At 47.4% G+C, this 2,601-nt stretch carries 2 protein-coding genes and 1 pseudogene; all 3 read right to left on the reverse strand.

Annotated features, from left to right (window positions below):
- Positions 1-34: 34 nt before the first annotated feature.
- Positions 35-682, reverse strand: coding sequence for an A/G-specific adenine glycosylase (locus ACP5KC_RS09980; RefSeq protein WP_428287471.1), 648 nt, complete (start codon positions 680-682; stop codon positions 35-37).
- Between the two features lie 39 nt (positions 683-721).
- Positions 722-2,110 (reverse strand): hypothetical protein, encoded by a 1,389-nt coding sequence (locus ACP5KC_RS09985; RefSeq protein WP_428287472.1) that lies wholly within the window; start codon positions 2,108-2,110, stop codon positions 722-724.
- 240 nt (positions 2,111-2,350) lie between these two features.
- Positions 2,351-2,601 (reverse strand): annotated as a pseudogene (locus ACP5KC_RS09990) (hypothetical protein); the annotation flags it as partial.

The raw sequence follows: 2,601 nt of genomic DNA on the forward strand, positions 1-2,601 counted from the left end.
GTGCTGAGATCCCTAGTAGAAGCCGGCGTGGAGCCTAGCTCCTAGCCGTGTGTAGGTAGTAGGAGCACCTCTCTCTAATAGGGCACTTCCCGCACTTAGGCTTCTTCGTGCATATAAGCGCAGAGAAGTCTATTAGACCCCAATAGAAGACCTTGCACTCTTCGGGGTCTTCGGGCGTAACTAGCTTCAGTATAACCGCAATAGCCTTGTCTTCCCCCTCCTCCGGGTAGTAGAAGAACCTATTTACTATCTTCCGGGTGTTGACATCGAGGAGGTATGTTGGCTTACCGCACGCGAACACGAGCGTCGCCCTAGCGACGTAGTCGCCGACGCCTGGCAACCTTACTAGCTTTTCGTAGTCACATGGGATGTCTCCGCTGTACTCTGTGAGAACGACCTCCGCAAGCGCTTTTAGTTGTTCAGCCCTTTGTCTCCAAAGACCAAGGGGTCTTAGGATCGCTGCTATTTCGTCTATTGGTGCTCTCGCAAGCGCCTCCACCGTAGGGAACTTTTCAAAGAACTTCCCCCACACCTTCCTGACGTGACCGAAGTCTGTCTGCTGAAGTAGCTTCTCGGTAATCAAAACCTTGTAGCGGTCAGTAGTCTTCCTCCATGGAAAGTCCCTTAAATTAGCTTTTGCCCAATCGAGTAGTTTTTGCTTGAAAAAAGCGATTTTTTCCATATCAGCTTTCCCTACGCCAGGATGCAACAAGGCGGGGCGTTACCTCACTTCGAGTATTTCAACAGGTTTAGATAGTCTATGGCTCCAAAGTCTTTCGAAGTGCTCAGCTAATTTGTTTGCTAATGCTTCGTTTTCAATTATAACAAAACCATTTACTTCCGCAAAAGCATCGCGCTTTATTACCCTTACCCTTAATCCCGAACGACCCCGCGCTTGTCTTACTTCGACACCTGTATGTCCGAATAAACCCTCGGCCCTCTTTACGACTTCACTAACAGTATCGTAGTCATAGCGACCTTTAGGCTCAAACTCCATTTGGCGTATGCCCCAGGAAAACTGCGTTGAAGTGAGGTTGGCAGTAGTAATGAGGACAACATCGTCAGCCACTACGAATTTATCGTGAACATACCTGTTCTCTTTTTGCTCTACACCCGCGTAACGTAGGTGGCACTCGGCAAAAGCGGCTCTTCTTTTATCGCTTAACCCCCTCGATGAAACCTGCTTCAAAACTTTAACTTCTAGCGAGGGATTGGCTCTCTTACTCTCTATAATAGCGCCTATAATAGTCGTATCCTTGTACTCGTCAAATGGGTCAATGTCGTGGACGTGCTGAGCTACCACTAGAAGTTTCTTCTCAGCAGATCTGACTAGGTCCACAATTTTTCGCCGGGCATACCAGGGAGAGCCTACGTCCCCAATTTTGATGAAGGGTCCCGTAAAGAACGCCTTATCAACGAACGGTTCACTCCAATTAGTTAAGCCGAGACTCCCAACGAAGGCGAAGTCAAACACGCTGTAGAGTCCTTCATCAAGTCCGCGCACTGTGTTGTAATAAGCGGACCAAGGAACGGCTAGTTGCTCTACTTTTTCAAAGAACTTCTTGAATGCTTTGCTGTATGGTGAGGAGCAGGATGGATCTTCTATAACTATAGCTGTTTCCGAGCGGGGCGGATCGCCATGTGCTAAGTTACAGGATGTCAGTATCTGTTTGCAAGCACCATCTTTGTAAACGACTAGCCCTGCCTTAATATGGAAACTGTAGGGAGGACCGCGTCCCGCATATTCTATCCCATGCCACACGTACATGTGTGGATAAACTCGCAACTCGAGCTTAGGCGAATTGAGGTTCAGTACCTTTTTATATACTTCTAAGGCGATGTCCCTATCCTTCTTCGTGTATCCTGCAGGAGGTAGCGAAGTGATAACTACTTCGGCACTAGAGGAAGTGGTTTTTACCAGTTCTTCAAGAAGATCTTTGTTATTAAAAAGGTAAAGAGCCAAATGTATCTCCTTAATACTTTCAGACCTCTCCACCAACTCTTTCACAATCTTTTCATAAACTTCCGGGTTACTGACAAGCGAGTTCCGATATTTATTTGTGTGATTGGGAATGCCGGTAATTAACTTGAAGCTAACATCATTGTTCATTTTAAGTGCCACCCAATCAATAAACAGATTTGTTACGTAAATATGTTCCTAGATAGCATTTCGCGCACGCTCATTTAATCAAATCGCTAAGAAAAGTCTAGAGTGCACTTATGATGCTCTCCCAGACTTCCTTAAACCTACTTAGAACCCCCGAGCTGGCTATGAGGCGAAGCTCTCCGCTGAAACTTCCAATCCCCTCGAACTCGATGCCCAGCCCACCCCTTATCCTAGCTGACGGGTTCAGCTCCCGATACTTTTTAAGCGCCAGCTCCTTATATCTGCCATAGCGTGACCTCGGAAACCAAGAAACCTGTTGATGACAATCCCCCGCCTTTCCTTGCCTTTAATATCCCCACCGGCCCCAAGAACCAGCATCTGCTTATTCCCAAGCTCATCAGTGTACTGTCTCTTATCAAGGAAGCCTGCTATGCAGGCAAGGATGTTGCCAAACTCAGGTGTCCTCCCCCGTACCTCCTCCAGCTCCTTACCTA

It is taken from the genome of Infirmifilum sp., assembly GCF_049970975.1.
Lineage (GTDB): Archaea > Thermoproteota > Thermoprotei > Thermofilales > Thermofilaceae > Thermofilum > Thermofilum uzonense.